General features: G+C 68.8%; 1 protein-coding gene. It reads left to right on the top strand.

Annotated features, from left to right (window positions below; translation table 11 throughout):
- A partial coding sequence (locus OP79_RS49450) for an IS256 family transposase (protein WP_033330011.1) occupies window positions 1-237 on the top strand: 237 nt, incomplete at both ends.

Genomic DNA, 237 nt, shown 5'->3' with positions numbered 1-237 from the left:
GCGCAACGGTCAGTGGGAGAGGCTGCTGACCACCCGGGCCGGCGACCTCGGCCTGAAGATCCCCAAGGTGCGGACCGGGTCGTTCTTCCCCTCGCTGCTAGAGCGGCGCCGGCGGATCGACCGGGCCCTGTTCGCTGCGGTGATGGAGGCATACGTGCACGGGGTGTCCACCCGCTCGGTCGATGACCTGGTCAAGGCCCTGGGCGCGGACAGCGGGATCTCGAAATCGGAAGTGTC

It is taken from the genome of Streptomyces yerevanensis, assembly GCF_000716805.1.
In the GTDB taxonomy this organism is placed as follows: Bacteria; Actinomycetota; Actinomycetes; order Streptomycetales; family Streptomycetaceae; genus Streptomyces; species Streptomyces flaveus.
The sequence above is the reverse complement of the archived record's forward strand: the minus strand, read 5'-3'. Positions and strand labels throughout refer to the sequence as shown.